Below are 5,490 nucleotides of genomic sequence, written 5' to 3'. Positions count from 1 at the left end.
CGGTCGCCGTGGTCACCGCCCGGGACGCCGGCGGCTCCCGGGTGCACCTGAGCACCGACCTCGGCGAGACCTGGTCGCTGCTGACCGACCTGGACTCCCGGATCCAGGACCTGGCCTGGATCGACCGGGACGGCGCCGGGGCACTGCTGCTGGCCACCGACACCGGCCTCTACGAGGTGTCCCTGCTCCCCGGCTCGGTGCCGTTGCAGATCCTGGTCGACCTGTCCGACGCCGACCGCGGCTTCTACGCGGTCCGCGCGTTCGTCTCCGAGCGCGGCGCGCCGGGAGTGGCGGTGGCCGCGCAGGCCGGGTTCGGGGTCTACCTCTCCACCGCCGCCGGCCGCCCCGGCACCTTCGCCCACGTCGGGCTGGCCAACGTGGACAACCGGGTCCTCGCCGTCCAGTACGACGGCCCGGCCACCCTGCTGTGGAGCGGTGCCGGCGAGCCGGACCCGAAGAAACCGGGGCAGGGCTGCCACCGGACCCGGCTCTTCGAGTCCGACGTCAAGTGGCAGGCCGTGCAAACTGGCTGGATCGGAGGCACCTGCCGCGACCTGGCGTTCACCGGGTCGCTGGCGGTCGCCGCGACGCAGAGCGGCGGGGTGGTCCGGCTGGACACCCTGGCCGCCCAACCGCAGTGGCAGCCGGTGATGGTCAACTGCGGGCTGCCGCTGCGGGACCGGTCCCGGTTCGTGCCGGTCGACGCGGTCGCCGCGAGCGGCGGACCGGACCGGCTGATCCTCGCCGGCGGCGATCGCGGGGTGTACCGCAGCGGCGACGCCGTCGACTGGGCGGCCAGCGCCAACCAGGCCACCGCCGACGGGGTGACCGTCCCCGGCACCTGGCTGCTCTGCTCCGGCGAGCACGACATCGAGGTGGTGCGGCAGGATGCACCGAGCGGCGATTGAGCGGTTGCTGCCCGCGGCGTACCAGCGGGCGGCCGGGCCGGGCAGCGTGCTGGGCGCGCTGCTCGACGTGATGGAGGCGCTGCACGCCCCGGACGAGGCGGTGCTCGCCGACGTCGACGCGCTGTTCGCGCCGTACCGGACGCCGGACGGGTTCGTCGCGTACCTCACCCGGTGGGTGGCGATGGACCACGTGGTCGCCACGCCCCGGCCGAACGCCCCGCTGCCGCTGCCGGTCGGACGGCTGCGGGACCTCGTCGCGCACGGCGCGCTGCTGGCCCGCTGGCGGGGCACCCCGTACGGGATGCGGACCGCACTGGAGCTGGCCACCGGGGTCACCGGGTTCGTCCTCGACGAGCCCGCGGACCGCCCGTTCCACGTGGTGGTGCGGGTGCCGCCGGCCGCCGCCGACCAGCTCGCCCTGGTCACCCGCATCGTCGAGGCGGAGAAGCCGGCCGCCGTCACCGTCGAGGTCACCGTGCTCGGCGACGCCGGTCCCCCGCCGCCCGGGCCCGCCGACTCGACCCCCGACCGCGCGGTCGGGCGGGCCCGCGTCCCGTCCCCCGTACCCGTACCCGCCGTAGAGGAGCCGTCTTGACATCCTCCACCGCCTTGAAGGGCGGGGATTCTCTCGGTCACCCGAGAGTGTTCCTGCTTCGCCGGGCCGCGCCTTCACCGCTTACGCGGGTCGGGTCTTACCGTCCCTCCACAGGCGTTTTACCTCTCCGCCAGCCCGGCGGCGAGGATGTTCTTGGCGGCGTTCACGTCCCGGTCGTGCACGGCCTCGCAGCCGGGGCACGTCCAAGCGCGCACGCCAAGCGTCATCGCGGTGTTGATCCGACCGCACGCCGAGCACGTCTTCGTGCTGGGATGCCATCGGTCGACGGCGATCACAGTCCGCCCATACCAGGCGGCCTTGTATTCCAACAAGCTTCGCATCTGGGACCAGGCTGCGTCGGAGATGACGCGGGCCAGGCAGTGGTTGCGGAGCATGTTGCGCACGCTGAGGTCTTCGATCACGACCGTTTGGTTCTCGCGGACGAGTCGAGTGGTCAGTTTGTGCAGGTGGTCCCGCCGCCGGTCGGCGATACGAGCATGAACGCGGGCGACCTTGAGCCGGGCCTTGGCCCGGTTCGCGGAGCCTTTCTCCTTCCGGGACAGGTTCCGCTGAACTTTCGCGAGCTTGCGCCGGTCGGCGCGCTCATGCCGCGGGTTGGCGAACTTCTCCCCCGTGGACAGGGTGAGCAGGCTAGTGATCCCAGCGTCCAACCCCACCGCCGCATCGACCGGCGGCAGTGGTTTCACGGTCGGGTCCTCAACGAGCAGGGACACGAACCAGCGGCCGGCCGCGTCCCGCGACACGGTGACCGTGGACGGTTTCGCGCCTTCGGGCAACGGACGGGACCACACGATCTCCAGCGGGGCATCCATCTTCGCGAGAGTGAGCTGCCCGTCGCGCCAGCGGAACGCCGACCGGGTGCACTCAGCCGCCGCCCGCGACTTGCGCTTGGACTTGAACCGCGGGTAACGGGCTCGCTTGTCCCAGAACGCCGCGAACCCGGCTTGCAGGTGACGCAGCGTCTGCTGCAACGGCACCGACGACACCTCGATGAGGAACGCCAGGCCTTCGGTGCGTTTCCATTCGGTCAGCCACGCCGACGTCTGCACATAGGTGCCGCGCTGCCGGTCGACCGCCCACGCCCGGGTACGCGCGTCGAGCGCTCGGTTGTAGACCAGCCGCACACACCCGAAGGTGCGGTTCAACTGCTCGGCCTGTTCTGGAGTCGGACAAAAGCGGTACTTGAATGCCCGCTTCACCACATCCCCCACGCCTCACATCTTATCGGCCATCCGTGTAAGACGATCACTGAAGGGAGGGAGCGGCGTTTCCTCCCCCGCCTGAAGGCGGGGGAGGAAACGCCGCGCATCCGATGACCACAGAATGGGCCGTCGTCGCCGCCGCCGGAGAGTTCACCCTGGACGCCCGCAACAGCGGCGAGCTGACCTTCACCGTCTCCAACCCGGGCATGGCGCCGGACACCGTGGTCTTCGACGTGGCCCCCGGCGAGGGCACCCAGCGGGGCTGGTTCACGGTGGCCGAGCCGCAGCGGGTGGTGCCCGGGCAGGGCTCGGTCTCGTTCCTGGTCCGGCTCGCCGTGCCGCCCGGCACCCCGCCCCGGCGCTACGACATGACCGGCTTCGCGTACTCGGCGAACACCGCGCCGGAGGAGAGCTCCCGCTCCAGCGGCCGGGTGACGTACGACGTGCGCGCCGTCGTACCGCCCAAGCGCGCGCCGTGGCCGTGGATCGCGGCCGCCGCGGCGCTGGTGCTGGTGGTGGCCGGGGTGGTGGTCTGGCTGGTGAGCCGGCCCGGCGAGCAGCCGCCGCCGGCCGCGCCGCAGGTGGTGACGCTGGAGGCGGAGAGCCTGGTGGGCGGCGCGACGGTGGAGTCGCCGGCCGGCGCGGCGGTGCAGGTGGTGGAGCAGAAGAACTGCTGCGACGTCACCTGGTCCGGCGGCGCGCAACTGTTCTTCCTCGGGCTGGCCGTCGGCGACCGGGTGACCGTCACCGTCGACATCCCCGCGGGCGGCACCTGGCGCCTGTCGACCGTGCGCACCACCTCGTTCGACTACGCCAACACCATCTTCGTGGTCGACGGTCGGCAGGTGGGTGGCACCTTCTTCGGCTTCACCCCCACGGTAGTCAGGACCGACTGGTTGGACGTGGGCACGATGGAGCTGAGCAGGGGCCCGCACCGGCTGACCCTGGTGGCGGTGAGCAAGACCCAGGGCTTCGACCGCTACTTCGCCGGGGTCGACCAGATCCGCTTCACCCAGCTCGTCCAGCCATGAGCGGCCGGCAGAAGCTGCTGCTGGCGGCCCTCGCGGTGCTGCTGGTGGCGCTCTACCTGGTCGCGGTGGCCGGCGGGCCGGGCGGCCGCGGCGACCCGGCCGCCCGGCCGGGCTGGCTGGACCGCCTGAGCGGGCCGAGCCGCACGGTGGACCCGGCCACGGTCACCGCCGACTGCCCGGGCGCCCCCGCCCCGCCGTCGCCCGCCGCCGGCGAGCCGAGGGTGGTGAGCTTCGTCGCCGGCTGCGTGCTGCGCATCGCCGACCCCGGCGGCCTGCGCACCCTGGTGCTGCGCAGCCGGGCGCCGTTCGGGGTGGCCGCCCCGGCGCCGGGCGACGCCGAGGTCACCGTCCGGGACGAGGTGGAGCCGGCCGCCGACGGCGAGGCGGTCGCGAAGGTCGCCGTCGACCGGGCCACCGCCGTCACCCTGCGCTGCCCGGGAGGTGCCGGATGCGCGGTCACCGTCGCCCCGTCCTGATCCACCGGTACGGACCGGAGGCCCGTCATGGGTGAGCTGCGTAAACCGTTCCTGCTGCTGGCGCTGCTCGCGGTGCTGCTGGTGGTCGGGCTGGAACTCGGCGCCGCGCTGCTCACCGGGGGCGGGGACGCCGGTGGCGCGCTGCGGGACAGCGCCGGGCAGCTCGACGTCGAGTTGGGCGACGTCGGGTCGGTCACCCAGCCCTCCGGCCGGGGCACCGGCTACCTGGCGCTGATCGACGTGGTGGCGCTCTGGACCACCGGGCTGTTCTGCCTGAGCCTGGTGGTGCCGGACCGGATCCAGGGGCGGGTGCAGGGGTTGGCCACCCTGGTCTTCGCGGTCCTGCTGCTGATCGCGTCGGTCGTGCTGCTGCTGGTGGCCTTCGTGGAGCTGACCGTGCTGGTGTCGCTGTTCCTGGCCGCCCCGTTCGGCACGCTGGCCTACCTGGCGGTCTGGGGTTTCTTCCCGGTCGGCGAGGCGGCGGTCCTGCTCGGCCTGGTGCTGCTGCTCAAGCTGGTCTGGGCCGGGCTGCTGGTGCTGGCCCAGCCGCGCTTCCTGCAGAACAAGGGCCTGGTGCTGCTGATGCTGACCACCCTGCTCTGCACCGTGCTGCTGGAGTTCCTGCACCGGCTGGTCCCGGGCATCCTGGTCAGCATCACCGACGACGTCGGGGCGCTGGTCTTCGCGGTGGTCGCGATCGTCTGGTCCCTGGTCCTGCTGATCGGCTCCATCCCCGCCATCGTCAAGGCCGTCCGCACCACCGCCACCACCTCCGGTTGATCGGCGCCGGTCACCCGACCCCGTCGACGCGCTCCGCGGCCCGCTCCCGGCGCGCCGCCCGCCGGCCCCGCCAGATCCGTACCGCGATCGCCAGCAGCACCACCGCGAGCAGCACCTCCCCGCCCAGCCCGAGCCGCCGCTCCAGCAGCCGGTACGAGGCGCCGGCCAGGTAGCCGAGCCCGGCCACGGTCGCCGCCCAGATCGCCCCGCCGGTGATGTTGGCCAGGGTGAAGGTGCGCTGCGGTATCCCGCTGATGCCCGCGACACCCGGCACCAGCGCCCGCAGCGCGGCCGCCCACCGGCCGAGCACCACGGCCAGGGCCCCGCGCCGCCGGACCAGGTCGGGCGCCCGGCGCAGCTCCCCCGAGCGGACGAACCGGCGCGGCATCCGGTCCAGCAGCCGCCGGCCGTAGCGGCGCCCGACCCGGTAGCCGACCTGGTCGCCGAGGGCCGCCCCGACCAGCGCGGCGACCAGGT

General features: G+C 73.3%; 6 protein-coding genes and 1 pseudogene. 5 read left to right on the top strand and 2 right to left on the bottom strand.

The annotated features are described in order from the left end of the window. Window positions 1-908: pseudogene (locus tag DKT69_RS37550) on the top strand (putative baseplate assembly protein); the annotation flags it as partial. Then, a complete protein-coding gene (locus tag DKT69_RS37545; protein WP_109806090.1) occupies window positions 889-1,503 on the top strand; it encodes a phage tail protein in 615 nt (204 codons plus the stop codon). The pseudogene DKT69_RS37550 and the gene DKT69_RS37545, both read left to right, overlap by 20 nt. Before the next feature lie 119 nt (window positions 1,504-1,622). Here DKT69_RS37545 and DKT69_RS37540 read toward each other — a convergent pair whose 3' ends face one another. Next, a complete protein-coding gene (locus tag DKT69_RS37540; RefSeq protein WP_109806089.1) occupies window positions 1,623-2,735 on the bottom strand; it encodes an RNA-guided endonuclease InsQ/TnpB family protein in 1,113 nt (370 codons plus the stop codon). A gap of 101 nt (window positions 2,736-2,836) precedes the next feature. Here DKT69_RS37540 and DKT69_RS37535 point away from each other — a divergent pair, with 101 nt between their 5' ends. From DKT69_RS37535 to DKT69_RS37525, 3 genes are read left to right on the top strand one after another with little or no spacing between them, the layout of a single operon-like run. Further along, a complete protein-coding gene (locus DKT69_RS37535) occupies window positions 2,837-3,757 on the top strand; it encodes a carbohydrate-binding protein (protein WP_109806088.1) in 921 nt (306 codons plus the stop codon). After that, window positions 3,754-4,233 (top strand): hypothetical protein, encoded by a 480-nt coding sequence (locus tag DKT69_RS37530; RefSeq protein WP_109806087.1) that lies wholly within the window; start codon window positions 3,754-3,756, stop codon window positions 4,231-4,233. Before DKT69_RS37535 ends, DKT69_RS37530 begins: the two co-directional genes overlap by 4 nt. Window positions 4,234-4,260: 27 nt before the next feature. After that, a complete protein-coding gene (locus tag DKT69_RS37525) occupies window positions 4,261-5,013 on the top strand; it encodes a hypothetical protein (RefSeq protein ID WP_109806086.1) in 753 nt (250 codons plus the stop codon). A 10-nt stretch (window positions 5,014-5,023) separates the two neighbouring features. On the opposite strand, the gene DKT69_RS37520 is transcribed toward DKT69_RS37525, so the two are convergent. Further along, a partial coding sequence (locus tag DKT69_RS37520; RefSeq protein ID WP_161558028.1) for a DedA family protein occupies window positions 5,024-5,490 on the bottom strand: 467 nt, incomplete at its 5' end.

The sequence above is a fragment of the Micromonospora sicca genome, from assembly GCF_003172935.1.
GTDB lineage: Bacteria > Actinomycetota > Actinomycetes > Mycobacteriales > Micromonosporaceae > Micromonospora > Micromonospora sicca.
This window is presented reverse-complemented; position numbering and strand designations above follow the sequence as displayed.